The organism is Bradyrhizobium sp. 186 (genome assembly GCF_023101685.1).
Taxonomy (GTDB): domain Bacteria; phylum Pseudomonadota; class Alphaproteobacteria; order Rhizobiales; family Xanthobacteraceae; genus Bradyrhizobium.
On sequence record NZ_CP082164.1, the window covers coordinates 6,711,399 to 6,728,137 of the forward strand.

General features: G+C 59.5%; 16 protein-coding genes and 2 pseudogenes. 6 read left to right on the forward strand and 12 right to left on the reverse strand.

From position 1 onward, the window contains the following. The first annotated feature begins 11 nt into the window (after positions 1-11). The 4 genes from IVB18_RS32390 (at position 12) to IVB18_RS32405 (ending at position 2,855) form a co-directional block, all read left to right on the forward strand. Positions 12-314: a primase C-terminal domain-containing protein gene (locus tag IVB18_RS32390; protein WP_247991785.1), complete on the forward strand. Its 303-nt coding sequence runs from the start codon at positions 12-14 to the stop codon at positions 312-314. Further along, positions 304-1,683: a phage/plasmid primase, P4 family gene (locus IVB18_RS32395; RefSeq protein WP_247984396.1), complete on the forward strand. Its 1,380-nt coding sequence runs from the start codon at positions 304-306 to the stop codon at positions 1,681-1,683. Before IVB18_RS32390 ends, IVB18_RS32395 begins: the two co-directional genes overlap by 11 nt. 169 nt (positions 1,684-1,852) lie before the next feature. Further along, the gene (locus IVB18_RS32400; RefSeq protein ID WP_247984397.1) at positions 1,853-2,296 is read left to right on the forward strand and encodes a hypothetical protein; all 444 of its coding nucleotides are present in this window, start codon (positions 1,853-1,855) and stop codon (positions 2,294-2,296) included. Further along, positions 2,268-2,855 carry a hypothetical protein gene (locus IVB18_RS32405; protein ID WP_247984398.1) on the forward strand — a complete coding sequence of 196 codons (588 nt, stop codon included), beginning with the start codon at positions 2,268-2,270 and terminating at the stop codon, positions 2,853-2,855. Before IVB18_RS32400 ends, IVB18_RS32405 begins: the two co-directional genes overlap by 29 nt. A gap of 529 nt (positions 2,856-3,384) precedes the next feature. Here IVB18_RS32405 and IVB18_RS32410 read toward each other — a convergent pair. The 3 genes from IVB18_RS32410 to IVB18_RS32420 all read right to left on the reverse strand — a co-directional run bounded on the left by IVB18_RS32410 (position 3,385) and on the right by IVB18_RS32420 (position 6,798). Next, positions 3,385-3,624 carry a hypothetical protein gene (locus tag IVB18_RS32410; RefSeq protein ID WP_247984399.1) on the reverse strand — a complete coding sequence of 80 codons (240 nt, stop codon included), beginning with the start codon at positions 3,622-3,624 and terminating at the stop codon, positions 3,385-3,387. An 827-nt stretch (positions 3,625-4,451) separates the two neighbouring features. Next, positions 4,452-4,634: a hypothetical protein gene (locus IVB18_RS32415; protein WP_057855957.1), complete on the reverse strand. Its 183-nt coding sequence runs from the start codon at positions 4,632-4,634 to the stop codon at positions 4,452-4,454. 943 nt (positions 4,635-5,577) lie between these two features. Then, positions 5,578-6,798, reverse strand: coding sequence for an IS701 family transposase (locus IVB18_RS32420; protein WP_247984400.1), 1,221 nt, complete (start codon positions 6,796-6,798; stop codon positions 5,578-5,580). A 125-nt stretch (positions 6,799-6,923) separates the two neighbouring features. Between IVB18_RS32420 and IVB18_RS32425 the strand changes: the two are divergent. Continuing rightward, positions 6,924-7,765 (forward strand): annotated as a pseudogene (locus tag IVB18_RS32425) (IS5 family transposase). A gap of 745 nt (positions 7,766-8,510) precedes the next feature. Here IVB18_RS32425 and IVB18_RS32430 read toward each other — a convergent pair. The 7 genes and pseudogenes from IVB18_RS32430 to IVB18_RS32460 all read right to left on the reverse strand — a co-directional run bounded on the left by IVB18_RS32430 (position 8,511) and on the right by IVB18_RS32460 (position 14,720). Continuing rightward, complete coding sequence (locus tag IVB18_RS32430; RefSeq protein ID WP_247984401.1) at positions 8,511-9,266, reverse strand: Crp/Fnr family transcriptional regulator; 756 nt, start codon at positions 9,264-9,266, stop codon at positions 8,511-8,513. Positions 9,267-9,872: 606 nt separating this feature from the next. Further along, on the reverse strand, positions 9,873-10,472 hold the full coding sequence (locus IVB18_RS32435) for a TetR/AcrR family transcriptional regulator (RefSeq protein ID WP_247984402.1): 600 nt from the start codon (positions 10,470-10,472) through the stop codon (positions 9,873-9,875). 63 nt (positions 10,473-10,535) lie between these two features. Beyond that, complete coding sequence (locus IVB18_RS32440; RefSeq protein WP_247984403.1) at positions 10,536-10,922, reverse strand: hypothetical protein; 387 nt, start codon at positions 10,920-10,922, stop codon at positions 10,536-10,538. A gap of 522 nt (positions 10,923-11,444) precedes the next feature. Next, positions 11,445-11,636, reverse strand: coding sequence for a hypothetical protein (locus tag IVB18_RS32445; RefSeq protein WP_247984404.1), 192 nt, complete (start codon positions 11,634-11,636; stop codon positions 11,445-11,447). Positions 11,637-12,363: 727 nt separating this feature from the next. Beyond that, positions 12,364-12,572 (reverse strand): annotated as a pseudogene (locus IVB18_RS32450) (SOS response-associated peptidase); the annotation flags it as partial. Between the two features lie 465 nt (positions 12,573-13,037). Then, a complete protein-coding gene (locus IVB18_RS32455) occupies positions 13,038-13,466 on the reverse strand; it encodes a hypothetical protein (RefSeq protein ID WP_247984405.1) in 429 nt (142 codons plus the stop codon). A gap of 66 nt (positions 13,467-13,532) precedes the next feature. Continuing rightward, on the reverse strand, positions 13,533-14,720 hold the full coding sequence (locus IVB18_RS32460; RefSeq protein WP_247984406.1) for an MBL fold metallo-hydrolase: 1,188 nt from the start codon (positions 14,718-14,720) through the stop codon (positions 13,533-13,535). Positions 14,721-14,967: 247 nt separating this feature from the next. On the opposite strand from IVB18_RS32460, the gene IVB18_RS32465 reads away from it, so the two are divergent. Next, positions 14,968-15,147, forward strand: coding sequence for a hypothetical protein (locus tag IVB18_RS32465; RefSeq protein ID WP_247984407.1), 180 nt, complete (start codon positions 14,968-14,970; stop codon positions 15,145-15,147). On the opposite strand, the gene IVB18_RS32470 is transcribed toward IVB18_RS32465, so the two are convergent. Together IVB18_RS32470 and IVB18_RS32475 are read right to left on the reverse strand one after the other, a co-directional pair. Continuing rightward, on the reverse strand, positions 15,137-15,358 hold the full coding sequence (locus IVB18_RS32470; RefSeq protein ID WP_247984408.1) for a hypothetical protein: 222 nt from the start codon (positions 15,356-15,358) through the stop codon (positions 15,137-15,139). The genes IVB18_RS32465 and IVB18_RS32470 overlap by 11 nt on opposite strands. Before the next feature lie 295 nt (positions 15,359-15,653). Next, entirely contained in the window at positions 15,654-16,484 is an 831-nt protein-coding gene (locus IVB18_RS32475) for a hypothetical protein (RefSeq protein ID WP_247984409.1), read from the reverse strand. Positions 16,485-16,739: the final 255 nt, after the last annotated feature.

Consider the following 16,739-nt stretch of genomic DNA (forward strand, 5'->3'; position numbering starts at 1 on the left):
ACCTCGCGCCGATGCCGGACTCGCTGATCGCTGCCTTGGCAGAGCCGCGCATCAAGCCAGGCCTGCCATCAGAAAGATTGCACACGTGGCGCGCGCTGGTTCGCAATGGGGTCTCGGAAGGTCGACGCAACGATTCCGTGACGCAACTCACGGGACTTCTTCTGCGGCGCGGTCTCGATCCGCTCCTCACCCTCGAATTCATGCTGGCTTGGAACCTCGCGCGGTGCCAGCCGCCCCTCGCGGCCTCGGAGATCGAAGCCGTTGTCAATTCGATCGCCGGTCGCGAAATGGCGCGGAGGCGACATGACCGATAGCCCGAACATCGACAATATCGTCAAGCTCGCGGAATACATCGACGGCTTGCCCACCGAGATTACCGAGGACAGCGCCGCCCAGTACTTCGTCGAGCTGCACGGCGACAGGCTGCGATTCTGCCATTCGCGCGGCGGGTGGTTCTACTGGAACGGCTCGTACTGGGAGATCAATCACACTAGGCTTGCGTTTCATTGGGCGCGCGAACTGGCCCGCGATCTCAGTGAGCACGAAAAATCAGGCAAGCGCTACAAGATCAACTCGACCGGCTTTGCGGCTGGCGTCGAGAAATTTGCGCGCTGCGATCCCAAGATCGCCGTCACCGTCGAGTATTGGGACCGCGACCCGTGGCTGCTCGGCACGCCCGGCGGCACCATCGATCTGCGCACCGGCAAATTGCGGCCCGCCTCACAGGACGACGGCATCAGCAAGACGACGCTGGTAACACCGGAAAATTGCGGCTGCCCGCGTTGGCTGGCATTTCTCAACGAGGCTACCGGCAGCGACCGAGAATTGATCCGCTTCCTGCAACAATGGTGCGGCTACGCGTTGACCGGTGTCACGCGCGAACATGCGCTGGTGTTTATCTATGGCCCCGGTGGTAACGGAAAGTCGGTCTTCCTTAACGTCATCACCTCGATCTTGAAGGACTACGCCGCCACGTCGGCGATGGAAACCTTCACGGTCTCGGCCGGCGACAAGCATTCGACCGATCTCGCGATGTTGTGCGACGCCCGGCTGGTGACGGCATCGGAAACCGAGGAAGGCCGCGCCTGGGCCGAGACGCGCATCAAGCAGCTAACCGGAGGAGATCCAATCACCGCCCGCTTCATGCGGCAGGACAACTTCACCTATCTGCCGCAGTTCAAGCTGATCGTGATCGGCAATCACAAACCGGTACTGAACAATGTCGACGAGGCGGCCAAGCGCCGATTCAATATCGTGCCGTTCATCCTCAAACCCGCAGCGCCGGATCGCGACCTCGAATCGAAGCTGATGCAGGAGGCGCCAGGCATCCTCAAGTTCATGATCGACGGCTGCCTCGACTGGCAGCAGCACGGCCTAATCCGCCCGGCGTCTGTGATCGAGGCGACGGCGGAATACTTCAGCGACCAAGACTGCTTCCAGCACTGGCTGCACGAGGAATGCGTGTGCGAGCCGGGCAACATGGATCGATCTGAGGCCAGCAGCGTCCTCTTTAAATCGTGGAGCAGCTACGCCAAGGCAGCCGGAACGAAGCCGGGCACGACCGCTACCTTCAAGGACAATCTGATCGCCGCCGGATTCCGGTTCTACCGGAGCAAGACGGCGCGAGAGTTCTTCGGGATCAGCATACGGACCAAGCCTGTCGCCGACGGGCACTACTCTTGAGCGGAGGGTGACGGCAGTGACGGACGTGACGCTTTTTCCGGTTTATCCGCTACGCGCGCGCGTAGCGCGCGGAAACGGAAAATGGCGTCACTGGCGTCACTGCCGTCACCACGCGATCAGCGTCGATCCACCGTAACAGGCGGCAAGGGCATTTCGGGAGCGATCCAGGATGGCCGAACAGGAGCGCATCGCCCGTGCACTTGAGCAGATCACTGCGCAGGTGCGTAAACTGCCGCTCTCAGAGGATTGGGTGGGAGCGTATACCACAGGCGACGCGGTAAACAGCGATACGGCCGCCTTCATTGCCGATGTCTCGTCGGCCACAATCCGGCGTCGCGCGGCCGAAGCAGCGGCATGCGCTAAGCCGCTCGGCATTTTGATCGCGGGTTCGATCTGGCTCATCAGCAAGCGGCGGCTGATCGATTGGATTCGGGACCACGAAGGCGAACACGCGGCGCTCTGCGCCATGACACGGGCGACGAAACTCGCTCAAATGACCGAGCCGCTGCAAGCTTCACCACGAAATGAGCGCGCGGCGCCAGAACCACCCTTCCAATTGTGCGACGGCGACATACCATCCCGCCATGGCACTACGGAAGACGACAACGGTTGAGAAGCTCGAAACCGCCCTCGCGGCATTACGTTCGCGGCATTCGACGCTCAACGAGCGAAAGGCGGAAGCCCAATCTGCGTTCGATCGAGCCAAAGCGGATCAGCAGAGATTCTTCCTCGATGCCGACATCAACGACATCGGCACGATCACGAGACTTGAAAACGCGCTTGGCGCGGCGACGCTACGGCTTTCAAGCCTCAGTGACGCATGCGCAGCGCTTGCAGCCCAGATCGTTGACGTGGAACAGAAGATTGCCACCGAGACCGAGCGCGAGGAGCGAGAGGCCGCGGCAAAGGAGATCACGGCTATGGCCAGCGCACTTCAGGGAGGGCTTGAGTCGCTGCTCCGAGAATTGCGCAGTCTCGGGGAAAGCTTTGTCGCGTTCGAGCACTTGACGGCCGAGACCTTTCGATTCGGTCATTTCCTTCGGAAAACAGCCGGGGAGATCGAGGTCGCGGCGGGCATCACGCCGCCTCTCCTGCGTGGCCTGGCGGGAGCCGTCGAGCGCGGCGAAGCCCAGATCCCGCGTCGACCGCGCCCGGCCGAAAAAACTGGCTAATGTGGTAGTAGGCGCTCGCACGCCGACGGGATGGGAGGCGGTCAAGTTGTGGCCCTGAGCGAACCATGCCATGCCGGCTATACGCGGCTGATCGGACGTCGGCCGCCGTCCAGTTGCACCGCCGGTTTTGACCCAATTGAGACATTGGTCATTTCAGTCGTGACACCGAATCGACGCTTGCACTGACCTAGCTGTCGTAAAGGACAGTGTGACTATCACACCCAGTGGTGAGAGGGACGAGGTGTCGAGCGCGCGCATCTATGCTGGCTTTCGCTGAGGGGCAGATACCGACCAACGTATGACCAGGCGGCCAGCAGTGGTTTGCAGCTAATAGTCCTGCAGAGCGGCGTAACGCCCGCCGGCCTTTCTCTTTTGAGGATGCGATGACGTTCAGCATTCATGCGAGGAAGGAGGACGGGAAAACGGTCGTTGCGAGCCACGTCAGTCCAATGCTGGCGGTTGCAAAAGCTCGCACCCAAGTTAGGGCCGGATGGCAGGTGCAGATCACCGACGAGTACGGCAAGATATTTCAGCCTAACAGGTTCGAGGAGCTACTCAGATTTGACCGAAAGCCCGTTTTGAGCTGCTGCGCTGCTTCGGCGTCGCGAGCCAATCGCTCCGCCTTTAACCGCTCGTGATTTGCATGGAACGCCTTTTGAGTGCGTTCATACTCGGCCATCGCTACCTTGACGTCCGCCTCCTTGAAGGCTCTTCGTGCCTCACGCTCGGCCGCGGTGGGCACCTTCCGCTCGTATGTGTAATCCCTCATTTCCTCCTCCTTTTGCGTTTGCTTACTACGCAATTTTTTGTCGGTGGGTCGAAAATCGCATCGGAGTTTCCCGGGAGCTCGAGGCCTAATTGCCCTTTTTTGTTTACGCTTAACTACGTCGGCGAGTGCAAATCGCCTTGAAGCCAGCGTCCAAGAGCCTTGGACTTCATTGGATCTTCATAGGCGGCCAGGGCTGTAACCAGGTGATTGCAGACAGCACATTCAAACGTATGCAAGTCGACGCCTGGGCGTGCTGGCTCGATGCGGGTAAGCATCATCTCGGCCTTGCACTTCGGACAGGCGGGGCGCCCAAATGCAACCGGCGGAATGGCGGACGACATGCGTTGAGATTGGGGCATATGATGCCTCCCCTCGAATAGGCGGGAGCGCAACACTCTCTGTCACCGGTGGATGCCCGTGATGCAGCGGTGATGGAGCTATATGGATCCCGATCGAACCAAATAGCTAGTTAATTCGTGTTCGGTTGCCGAACTAGTGGTTACCTAGCGATTCAAGGGTCAAAACAGGGCCAGCGCGCCATCCGCGGTGTGATCAGGGCGCTAAATACTTCAGATTGGGACGGAACGATTCACCTCGGCTGGTCTTGGTCCTCAGCAATCGGCGATCCTATCTCCGAAAGCCAAGCCACCGACCGGTCGACATTTTGTCCAATGCCCGGCGGGAGGTCTCAAACGGCCTCAGATGTGCGCGCACTGAGGCCGTTTTGCTTGTTCAATGACCCATCTGCGACATTGGGCAGCACTCAAGAAAGTGCACGATCTCACTTGATCGGCGGAATGGTTCGCCCAGGCGGCGATGTCCTGAGCCTACGCGCTTATGTTCAACTGCCGCAGCACGTCAGCGATGAGTTGCTTCACGTCCTGATGGCCACCGTTGTTGAAGGTGATGCGCGTGCCTTGTCCGTCGGGCAGTGGTGTGGCGGTCACGATCCTATCCGTGTTGATGACGATGGGCTGATCGTCCGGTTGCGTGAACTGCACGAATGCCATGAAGATCGATCCTGCCTGTTGGGCACGCGAGCCGCGAGCGGCGCCCCGAAACCTGCGACGCGCGGGCGTCAAGGTCAAGCCTGTGTACCGAAAACGTAAAGGCGAGGCGCTTCAAATGGCTTGCGGCGTTTGTACCCGCTCCACCCGATGCGCCGCCTCGCTTCCCGGTGAGGGCAGCACTCATCTACGCGGTTGCGGAATGACCGCTGTTGTGCCCAACCCGGACTCTTTCCGCCCTTCTCGTTGCGGCGGCTCCGTAGGGCGAAGCGGAAGTTGCCACACCGCGAGTTGAGACGCCCGGACCGAAAACAAAATCGGCGGCGCTTGTTGAGCCGCATCCATCTTGCGATTTCCCGCCCCGGTAAACCGGTTTACCGCGATTTACGCAAGCGGCTCGATCTCGGTTAGCCGGGCGCCGGCAAACGCACCAGCGGCCGTCTACACCCGAAGCCGTTCAATGTCCGAGTCGCTCAGCGCGAGTTGCCCCAGGTTCGATGGCCTCTCGCCGCAGGCGCCCCCACCATTCGCCCGCGCCCTAGCCTCGCGCTCCCGACCATAGGCCTCGCGGAGCAGCACCAGAAACTGCGCCCTTTCGGCTCTGGAAAGGGCCCGCCATGCCGACCATGCTTGGTCCAGATTGGTCATGCCTCGCCTATGCTGCGGATTCCGCAACATTAACCGCTGGATCAAAATCGGAAAAGGCGGAGCGCAGATATCCTGAAATGGCGCGGTCCCGCGTCCCCGCTTCAAGTTATCCGCCCCAAAGTACCTTAGCATTACAGTTGCCGTTTTGCTTTGAGATGCGCGCGCTGAGCGGCAGCCTGGTGAGCTCTGCGCCAGAATGACCATGCGATGACATGCGCGGGTTGGATCCGCTTTCGAGCAAGCCTGATGGCAATGCGGCGGATTTCCTGGATTGACCAACGGATCAGTGGCGGTGTGGTTATGCTTTGGCTTTTGCCGGGGGGCGGCGTTTGGTTTTTTTGGGCGGTGGCGGATTGGCGCGATGGCGGATCGCCGCCATCATGGCGAAGGCGAGCATCACCAGGGACACGTGGCGATGCCAGCCATGCCAGGACCTGCTCTCGTTGTGATCGAGCCCGAACTCGTTTTTCGCGGTTTCAAAGCTGTCCTCGATCGCCCATCGATGGCCTTCGACCGCGACCAGCGTTTCAATTGATGTTCCCGCTGGGCACCAGGTGGTGAAGAAGGCGAGATCGCCATCGGCGATATGGCGACGGATCAGCAGACCGCGCGTCCATAAACCATCATTTGCGCTGTTGAACTGCTCGACCTCGAGATCGGCCAGTTCGAGATAACACCAGTCATGCAGCCTCGGTCCTTTGGTTCCGGCTCCCGCCGACAAGCGCTTCCAGTCGGACGGGCGCCGCGTCCGGGCGATGTCTTCGGCCTTGCCGGCGACCGGCTGTCGCTTGCCCCAGGATCGGAAGACATGAGAGCTGCTGACCCCGAGCACATAGCCTTTGCCTGCCCGCCGTAGCTGCTGTTCGATATCGCCAACACCGTAGACCGTGTCACCGGCAACCCACTTGAATGGTACAGACGCGGCTATCGCACGTGCGATCATTCTCGTCGCAAGCTTTGGTTTGGTCGCAAAGCCGACATCGGCAGGCACATATGCGGCTTCCAGACGATCTGGATCGTCAGTCCATTCCTTCGGAAGATACAACGCGCGATCGATGAACGCATGACCATGACGCGAAACGTAGGTAGCGAAGACGCCGATCTGGCAGTTCGTAATCTTCCCTGCCGAACCAGTGTATTGCCGTGCCACTCCGCATGAGGCCTTGCCCTGCTTGAGAAAGCCGGTCTCGTCGATCACCAGCACCGCATCGTCATCCGCCAAGTGCTCGATGACATAGTCCCGGACGATGTCGCGCAGGGCATCAGCGTCCCAATCCCCGCGACCCAGGATCGCCTGCTGCCGCCATGGGCCGGGATCGCCAGCCGCCTCCGCGCGCATCCAACCGGTCTTGCGCTGCTCATCTCCGAGCAGACCTTCCAGGAACAGGCCTGCATTCGTCGCCACACGCTCTTGCGTGAACAACGGACGTATCCGCTGCTTGACCTCTCGAAGCGACGCCGCCCACAACGCAAGCGTCTCCTCAACCGACGCGGCCCGCGTCCACGACATTCGAATCATGGTTGCCCATGGATTCAGAAGCCCGCAAACAAAGCAACTGTAATGTTAGTGTCTGTCCGGGAACATCTTGAATCATCGGAATCATTTGTGATTCAAGGGTGGCGGTCCGATTCGAAGGGGCGCCCATGTGGACGAAGGAGAACCGCGGTCGTTACGACCGAAGCCGGCTACGCTATCCAAGCGATTTGACTGATGAGGAATGGGCGTTGGTGGAGCCGCTGATTGCGCCAGCCAAGCGAGGCGGCAACAAGCGCACGGTCGATGTGCGCGAGGTGATCAATGGCCTGATGTATGTGCTGAGCACCGGTTGCCAATGGCGAGCGATCCCGAAGGACCTGCCGCCACGCAGCACGGTGCACGACTATTTTGACTTGTGGGCTTGGAACGGCACGCTCGATCGCATCCATCACGCGCTCTATGTACAATGTCGAGAATTGGCTAACCGAGAACCCAGCCCGAGCGCCGCCATCATCGACAGTCAAAGCGTCAAGAGCGCGGAAAAAGGGGGGCGTGGATCGACCCGCATGGCTACGATGCGGGCAAGAAGATCAAGGGCAAGAAGCGCCACATCCTAGTCGATACTCAAGGCTTGCTGCTCCACGCCCTCGTGCATTCGGCGGACATCCAGGATCGTGACGGTGGGGTGCTGGTGATGGCCACGCTGTTTGGCCTGCATCCATTCCTGCTGAAGCTCTATGCTGACGGCGGCTATCAGGGGCCGATCTTTCAGTCCGCCGTTCGCAAAATCCTCCGGCAAATCGACGTCGAGATAGTCAAGCGCTCCGATACAGCAAAGAGTTTTGCGATCTTGCCCAAGCGATGGATCGTCGAACGCACCATCGCCTGGCTCAACCGCTGCCGCCGTTTGGCCAAGGATTGGGAGTGCCTCAACCGAAAGGCATTGGCGTTCTTGCGCCTCGCCTCAATCCGCCTCATGCTGCGAAAGCTCTGCCAAAAAACAGCATGATCCCGGACAGACTCTTAGCCAAAGGCAGGGCGCCAAAGGCGTAACGCTATTGCCCTTCTCAGTGGCGTTAGGGGATGGCGTCCTTCAAGCAAAACTGGAGCGATTTGAGACCGTCGCTGCCGATTGCGAACTGATTGCCAAGATATAATTCGCCGTTACGGTGAACGCCGACGCTGAAAGGCTCCGACAGCGCCGAGGCCTTAGGGTTAATTCGAAATTGCAATTGCCATTCGCATTTTAAGTTTTAGCGTATCGATAGTCGTGCGGATTTGGCCGACGCCCCATCAAACCCTCTGCCATGCATGCCGCGCGATGAGGGACCGCCGCTCTGCCCCGGGGCGACGGCCCCGCCGAAATAAGCAATGTGCGATGGAACCGGCGCCGTGCCGGCAGTTGCTGAATGAGCCGTCCGGTGATCGCCCGGGCGGCTGTTCTAGCACCGTGATCGGATCGAAGAACCGTTGATCCCACGACATAGCTCACGCCCCCATTTATGCGAACAGGTCCGGCTCCGGTGCGACGCGAACCATGTCTGAGATTCCCCGCTAACCGGACATGTGGCGGACATGTCAAAATCGACGAATTTGGCCCTCAACGGACATTAGGTGGGGAATCCCTGGTCAAGCGCATTGGGCCGCTCGCCAGCCTGATCGGGGCGGAAGGACCAGCTATTCCTCTCGGGCGAAGCGGCTATGATTTCAGCACCGTCTCCGCCGGCTTCATTGGGCCGCGCCGCGGAAACGGCTCACATGGCATCGCCCGATTCACCTACTGCATCATCCCGCGCAACCAAAACGCGAGATCGAGCTGTATTCATCGCGAAGATCTCCTCGACCACGAGGCACAGGGTATCGTGGCATTCGCACGCCGCCGCCGCGAGCTGCGATCGGTCGATCTCGATCTGGCCTCGTCGATCAGATCTGATCGCTCCGGACGCGCGCAGATTGCGCATCAGGAGCGTCACCGTCGTTCGTCGCACACCGAGCATTTGCGACAGCGCCTCATGGGTGAGCGGGAGGACGTCGTGGTCGACGCGGTCGCGAAGATGGAGCAGCCAGCGCGCCATGCGAGCCTGGACCGGATGCAGCGCATTGCAGGCCGTGCCGAACTGAAACTGAATCAGCATCGCCCTCATGTGCATCTGGATCGCGTGCCGGATCGCGGGGCTCCGGTTGAACGCGGCTTGAAATCGCGATGCGGGGATCCGCGAGGCGGTGCCCGCCGCACGAACGATGGCGGTACTGGCCGAAGGTGACGGCCCTAGCACGGAAAGAACCCCTACTGCTCCCTCGCGCCCGACTGCGGCGGTGGCAACTGTCTGCCCGTTCGCCATGTCGATCATCAGCGAGATGGCGCCGCTGTGAGGGAAGAACACATGCTCGATCTGTTCGCCCGCTTGCGAGAGGACCGCGTCCTGATCGAGCCCGACCATCTCTAAGCCGGACACCAGCAGACCGAAATCTGCTGGCGGCAGCGCTGCCAGAATGCGGTTACCCTTCACTGTAGGTGACCAGTTGTGAGGAATCTGCCGCCAACGGCGGCCTCAACATTTTCTTAAAATCTGCTTTCTCTAGGCGCACCAGGATCCAATTCACTTGCAGACGCATTCTCTCTTAACAATCAGACTCCTAACGCTCGCGACTGCGAGGCATCACTGGTTATCCTTTGCGTTGCCTTAAAAACGCAAGCTAGCGTCGCGCAGAACTGGAATGCGGCAAATGCATTTATGACTGTCATTAGTTTGTCTTATTGACGCGCCGCAATTGAATGAAGCCATTCGATGGATCAAAACAACACTTACCCTTGATCTGACGATCGGCAGCAAGGACAGTCCCGGCGAGCGCTTTGCCGCCTCAATGTATTTGCTGGATTGATCCACGACGCCTATATCGCGCCTGATGGGGACAGTGGACCGCGCCCGTCGCCTTCTTCACGCGACTTGCTTCGTCCACACATGTGGCCCGTTCGAGACATGCCGGTCCGATCTGACCATGTCCGCTTACCCGGTTAGACCGGAAGTCATCGCCTCAGGGGTAAACCGACGCGATTGACCCAACTCGGACATTCGAGGCCCCTCGGCGAGCGGCAGAACTACGCAACGCCCTGCTTAGCTGCTTCGATTGCGGTTGGTCGGCAGTACCGTGATTGAGGCCAGATAGAAGTCCAGCATTGCCCTTAGCGATGATGGTTCGCGACGCAGCCGGCTGCGGAGGGCAGCCCCCTCCCAGCAGTCGACCAGAAGGTCGGCCATGGCACGGACATCAGAGGCCTGCGCGATCAAGCCTGCCTGCCGTGCTTCGTCAAGACAGTTCGAAAGACGCTCGGCGATTGAGGAGAGACATCGCTCTACGAGCTTTCTGAAATTCTCGTTGACGCCAGAGAGTTCTTGGCCGAGGCCGCCCATCAGGCAGCCCATATAGCCCTCTTCACGGTACTTCTGTTGCACGATACTGAAAAAAGCACGGATGCGCTCCAGCGGTGGCAGGTGCGGGTCTTCCAGACATTGATCAAGCACGGTATGGACCTCAGCGATGTAAGTCTCGATCACCTGGAGGGCGAAATCCTCCTTGTCCCTGAAGTGGTGGTAGAACGAGCCCTTGGGCGTCGCAGTCTCGTCGAGCACTGCTTGAATACCGAGGGCGTTGTAGCCATGCTCGAGTAGCATCCGGAGCCCGGCGCCAATCAGGCGCTCCTTGGTCGAATGCATCAGAACACACGCACGACCGCGTCGCATCGACGCGGTCGGACCGTGATCAGAAGCGATCTGTGTTCAACCATGCACTTTCCGGATCATGTGATCGATGACGTGGGTATGCGCATGCTGAGGGCTGAACATAACGATCTCGGCGTCATCGTCCACTCTCACATTGTGTCCCGGGGGCCAATAGAACAGGTCATTCGCGGCCACGCTCTCTTGTTGGCCCGCGCCATCGGTCGTAGTGAGGCGGCCTTTCAAAACAAATCCCCAATGCGGGCATTGGCAGAGATCGCCATCCAGTCCTTGAAACAGCGGTGTCGTATCGACCCCCGCCGACAGAGTAAAGTACTCGCCGCTGATTTGGTCGTAGCCGCTGGCATTCCCGAAATTCGTTCTTTGGCGGATCACGGCACCCGGAATCTGTAACTTCACATCGATGTCATCTTTCGCAACGCGCATGGTTATCTCCTCCTAGACCGGTTGGTCTAGTGGAAGCTATCGCGCTCCTGGCACGGCGTCAAAGGGGACAGCATAAGTCCTGCCGCGCTTATTGCCGCAGGTACACCGGGGTCCGAAACCAAATCGGACATCTCAGGGATGATGCTGAGTCCTATGGCACTTTTCGGACTTCGCTCGATGTCCGCGCTGCGTCTGCAATGCGAAGCAAAGCGGACATAGCTATGGTTGATCGGAACAGCCAACAGGCGATCCGCCCGTTCTTCTGCAAACGCGGTAGCGCCAAGGTTCCTGGAAGCTACCGCTCCAAATTCCAAGGTTCGCGGACTTCGCCACCGATTGCGTGCCGCATAATATCCTTGGTCACGCGCCTGATCTCACTGACCCATCTCGCGGCGGCCCGGAGCTTCCGATACTTCAATCTCGCTGTGGTCGTGGATGTGCTCTGCGACCTGACCGAGATCGCGCATGTTGAACCATTGCCCGCAGGCCGGGCATCATTTCATGCGGTGGTCGGCCTCGGTCCTAGCGACGCCGTTGACGTCCCGACCCGGTTTCGTCATCTGCAACGCCTACGACCTCGTACTCAAAGACGACGCCTTCGGGATCGTTCACCACGAACCACTCATCGGCAAGGTCCGAATTTGCAAACACCTTGAGATGGTCACGGTCGCCAACCTGTTTCTTTGTATCGACGTAAATCCAGACCGTTTTCATCGATCTCGCGCCAGCTTGCGGCGTCCCCAGTGGGGTTCCTTGCGAGATGGGTTAAACTCGCGAACGTGACGCCGGTTCAATGCTTTCATGACGCCGATCCGGGCAAACATCTTGGCCCGTCATGTTCCGCTACCAGCAACAGCGCTTCCATCGCGGCCTGCCATTCCTCGCGTTGTGTTCTGCACGCGGCAGCTTAGTAATGTATACTGCCGCATCGCGCAGCGTGAGCAGCGGCTTCCGGCCCGGCACCGTTATCGGATCGGAAAACCGCTGATCCCAAGACACACGCGCTCACCCGCTGGAACTAGATGGAGGTGGTCATGAGCCGGAGCACGGATTGCCGCGAATTAGAGCACCAGAGCTTAGCGAGGATGAGAACGAGTGAATTGGCGGGCCGCTCCGGGCCGCGTCAGTGGTCGCGCTCCGCAAAATTCAGGAGCAACCTATGTCCGAGAGAAGAGAACTGTATCGCAGTCCGAATGGAGATGCATGGTTCCTTGGGCGCGAACCGACCAGCGGAAATGCGTTCATCATTCATCAGCCAAATGCGCCTTCTGGTGGTCGACTGTCGCACATTGAGCTAGGTGAGTTCTTGCGGAGCGACGTGAGAGGACCTGAGCACCAAGCGCTATTGCGTTTGATCGGTACGCTGGTCGAGGTGCCGCCATATGCCTAGAGGTCCGGGCTGCTTCCTCGGCATCGGCGTAGGGCCGGTCGGCTTTGAATTTCATGCGGCAAGCCTATCTTCCTTATCCGCACCGCGCATGACGATCTTGAGCATGTCGTCGGGCAAGGGCCGTTGCAGCGCCTTAGCTTCATCCCAAGGCGCGCGCATCCATACATCGCGCTCCCCGTCCGTCGTCAAGATCACCGGCATGGCCTTGGGATGGATCGGTCGACCACGGCGTTCGCTTCGATGGTCAGGAAGCCGTAGACGACCGGGCTCGTCCCGGGAGAGGCTTATTTTGGAGGCTGCGGCGGTTTGGGGATCGCCGTCAGCCGAGCAGGTCGCCACGGTGCGCGCGTACTGATCCAACGAGACCGGGATGCAGTATGAAGGTGGCGAGATTATTCGCGGCTTTGCCCGAGGTTGTGCGGGGAGCGGCGTTTCAGTACAAGTCAGCGCCTTCGTCAGCCGAGGTGATCTCGCCACATTGGGGACACCGAAAAATACGAACCGTCTTACCCGTGCGTGTATCCAGTAACCTGGTGAGCAAGTGGGGTTGGCGGTTGCACCGAGGGCAGCGACGATCTTCCTGCTCCTGCTGAGGTGGGAGCTTATCGCCATTCGAAGAATTCATCGTCCGCTCCACCGCAGACGAAACCAACCCGTCACCGCTAGACATATTAAATGACAGAACGAACGCTGGTTCCCAACAAATTGGGGACACCCGCGCGGTTTCAGGATCGGCGAAGGGGCGCGCCCGGGGCCTGTTCGAACGTCGCCGTCGTCCCGGGGGTGCACTCGCCAGGTTCCGATCCCGGATAGAAGCCGGCAGCGCCAGCACCACGGATCGGAGCCGTCCGGATTGCCGCATCTATCGCGATCTCGCCAGCGCGGACATCGCCGCAAAAGACCTGCCAAGCTTCCTGGCTGGCATTGAGATCACGGCGGCGGGTCAACTCGCGCATGCGCGCATCAAAGCGCACGACGGGTCGGTCGGCAAATGATGCTGTCGGTTGTGGCGGGAAAGGCGCCGACCTACTGCCGATCGCGGGCGTTGAAAACCGACCGGCAGGCGGATGTTGCCCTCGATCCATTCCGAAAATTGCAGGCGGCGGGATCAGCGAGCGCAGCGCGTTGCGGCGGATGACGGCGACCGTGGTCATGCTACGATTATGTGGTCACCTTGGCCGAAAGTCCGCCTTGCCCCCGATAGCGGCCGCGCGCTCCACTCACGCCTCGAAAACCAAGCGAGTTCCGGTGTACGAGCGTAAGAGCTTCGTCGGCACTACAGCGCGCGCGATTTCGTAAAAAGGTTCGCCCGTACAATGCAGCGGAACTACATAAGTCGGATCAAGTTCCTGGAGTGCCTTGACAGTGTCTCGTACGTATTCCTCTTGGTACGGCGCGAGATGAAAACCCCCGATCACCGCATGAATTTTTTCCACACCGGAGGCGGCTTGAGCCTGTCTGATCGCGTTGACCACCCCGCGATGGCTGCATGAAGTTAGAACGACAAGCCCGCGTCCTTTCAGATTGAATGCCGTCGCGATCTCGTGCTGAAATTGATCCGGGACAACGGGCGCACTGCGTTCCGCCTCGCTGAGGCGCTCGGGATAACATCCGACGCCTCGGTCGAAACCAATGGTCATTGCGCTCGGCGACAGCACCTTCTCGAAGCTCCTCTGGTTAATCTGCCCCGTGGTCACGGCGTGATCGGCAACCAAGGCAGGTCTCTCAGTGGAGGTTACGGCGACGTCGACTTCCTCGAGTGCTTTGCGATCGATGACGCCGAAGTTGCCCCGCACCGGGGGCGCAGTCCACTCGCGCGCGCAGAAGCATCCTTCGCCGCCGACAAACAACGGCAGTTTGGGCTTTAGCTTGCCACGGTGCGCCTGCAAGAAACCGACGAGGCCGCCAAAGTGGTCCTGGTGCCCGTGGCTCAGCACAAGTGCGTCGATAGTCGCGGGATCAATTCCAAGCAGACTTGTGTTGTTGAGAAGTGCTTCCGGCGTGAAACCGAAATCAATGAGGATATTGCGCGTCTCGTTACCGCGCTGCGACTGGACCTGCATCGCAAGGCCGAATTCACTTATTAACGTTCTGCCCGGCGGCTTGTCGCTGAGACCCCAGCCGAAGTGTTGGACATCAAGATTGGACAGCTTCCTGCTCGGGGAGACAGCAAACTGATAGCTGTCGATCACTATCCGGACGGCAATCCGGTCAAGCTCAGGCACCGATCCAGTGACGGCTTGGGCTCTAGCCGGTTTGGAGCCGGCAAGGAGCGTGGCAAGTATCACACTCAGGATACTGGCGCCGCCGCCGCAGACAAATTCTCGACGCCCAACCTCATCGCAGAAAAACTGCCGCCGAGAAGGGCCTGCATGATATGGCGCGTGTGAAGTATACTCGACAGCCATTGCTACCTCCTATTCCTGCCAACAACGTGGGCCACAAACAGAAGGCGCGGGACCGCTCGGACGTATCTTCGTTCCGCAGGGTCGGGCGTCCTAGATAGATACAATTCTACCAACTTGCTGTTACGTCAAGTAATCCCGCCATGAGCTTTGACCTGTCGCATGGCGGCAGGTCCGCGTTGGGACAGACCCGGTAAGCCTCAGAGGGAGCAAAACACTTCTGTTTTGCCCCTGAGAGCCGACGTCACGCATGATGGTCGTCAGTACCGATCTTGGTGAGCGCCCCTCTGATCTCGGCATCGATCTCGGCAACATCATGTTGCTCAGATGTGGCAGCCGCACCGCGCCGCGCGGGCGGCCCGCCCATGCCGACGTAAGCGCCATTGATAGCTACGCAACGCTTCAAGCCGAGATGGTCTTCACAAGTTAAGCTCCAGCTCTCTGAGCTGCTCGATCAGCGACTCTACGATGTCTTCGTAGTCCGATGGCGTGAGGGAATGCACGCCGCCCAACGTCAGCTGGTTTTGGAGAATCATCGCCATCATGGCTTTGACGCTCATGCGCCCTCGTCCGAAAAACATTTGGATCGTCATAAAATCAATCTGAAGTAGATGCCAAAGATCGAAGACAGGCAACGGCAATGCCTACTCTTAGGGCTCCGTAGAATTACGGGACGGCGCTCGCCCATTGCGTTGCCGGAGCGACCGCGACGCGACGCCGTTTGCTCTAGTGCCCCTAATTCCCCTCTGCGGGTGTCTCGTCCCGGCACGATGAACCTTGGCACGACGCGTGCAGACATACAGGTATCGGGATTTTACAATCTCCCTCCCGGGGCTGGTATCCGCCGCCTGCGCTTCATTTAAGCGGGCGGCGCTTTTGCTTCTGAGAAGCGCACCGACCACCTGTCCTAGCCGCCCCGGCGAGTCATGACGTGCTTCACTTGCCTAGCTGCTTGCGCTGAATGAATTCTGCGCGCCTTGAGTCCGAGGCCGGATAGGCCAACGGGTCATAAGCAACGTGAAGCTCATGCTGCATTCGAAGGGGTGGCTGCGCTGAGCGTGGCGGCACCGTGGCAACCAGCTGAGAGAGCTTGCGGCTGCGCAGTGAGCCTTTCAGAGTTAATTTTTTGGCGATTGCCATTACGGTTTGACGATGTGCGAACAACGTTTCGTCGATCTCTGCCAGCAGTGTTTCCCAGGTGGGGCCGTAGAGTTCGTCGCAGGCTTCCCTGTCACCACCGGTCTGCGCCATAATCGCCGGCATGATCATCAGCAGCGCATAGGTCAGTTCGTCGAGCCCCGCGCGCAGGCAGAATTTATCACCAAGAAACAATAGTTCACCGCGTCGGCCGGCCAGTATGATGCGCAGGTGAGCTAGAAATTCCGGCGAGCCGACATCGTGGCGCATAGTTGCTTCTGGCCAGTCGATATGGAAGTCGCCAAGCCAGTTACCGTCGCTTTGAAAAACGCGCGCGTCCTTCGGTGCGTACCCCTCACGCGCGACGACGACACAGTGCGACGCCTCATGAATGGCAGCCGAGTGCTGATTAAACTCATCTGGCTGCCATCGCTGCAAATCATTTGCTTCCTGACAGAGTTCATTGAGCAAGCCGCGATAGCTTTTCTCTAAACCATCCGGGACGTTCAGATACTCGTTGACCTTCACCATCGCTCTGATGTTTCCCCCGCCGGAGTTGCATCGGCCCTTGCCGAATTCCGCGACTGTTTCGACCATAGCTGGCACAACTGCACAGGTGCTGTCGGCCATCGCCCGCTACGATCCCGCCCATGGGCAGTGAACCGGTCTTCCGTATCACAGTCGTTGTGCTCGGCTTGCTGCCGGTGGCGCTGCTCGCCTTCGCACTCTTTAAGATGTGATCCCGACATTCATTGATCGCGAAGGGCACGGCTGCGGTCGAACGCCTGTCTTCTAGTCCAAGGGAGGCGCGTCAATGATCCACCGTCAGCTCTGGATTTACCAAGCGCTGGTCTGGGCGTCTGCCGCCCTTGGCAGTGTGGTGAT